Annotated in this window: 1 protein-coding gene; it reads left to right on the top strand. The window is 47.4% G+C overall.

All coding sequences use genetic code 11. The features are described from left to right. Positions 1-32: 32 nt before the first annotated feature. On the top strand, positions 33-549 hold a 517-nt coding region (locus A3762_RS02210), incomplete at its 3' end, for a potassium transporter TrkG (RefSeq protein WP_304439252.1).

The following is a 549-nucleotide window of genomic DNA, read 5'->3' as shown; positions in this document are numbered from 1 at the left end:
TAACGTTTTTCTAGAGTGATCGAGATCTTCTAATGCAAATTTTAACTATTGGCCGAATGCTGGGGATTTTGTTGATGCTATTCAGTGTCACGATGCTGCCCCCCATTGCCGTCTCACTCTACTACATCGATGGGCAACTCCATGCCTTCTTGGACGCATTTGCCATCACACTTGGCTTAGGTTTTCTAGTCTGGCTACCCTGTCGGCAACACAGAAAAGAATTACGTGTTCACGATGGTTTCTTAATTACTGTGATGTTCTGGGTCGTTCTTAGCTTTAGTGGGTCCATCCCACTATATCTGTCTGATATGCCTGATCTCTCCTACACAGATGCGTATTTTGAGTCGCTTTCTGGATTAACGACGACAGGGGCAACCGTTATTACAGGCCTCGACTCACTACCAAAATCAATCTTATGGTATCGCCAACAGTTACAATGGTTTGGCGGTATGGGTTTGATCGTTCTAGCCGTCGCTGTACTGCCAATGCTCGGCATCGGTGGTATGCAGCTCTACCGTGCAGAGGCACCCGGCCCTGTGAAAGACAGCA

It is taken from the genome of Oleiphilus sp. HI0125 (assembly GCF_001635355.1).
The sequence above is the reverse complement of the archived record's forward strand: the minus strand, read 5'-3'. Positions and strand labels throughout refer to the sequence as shown.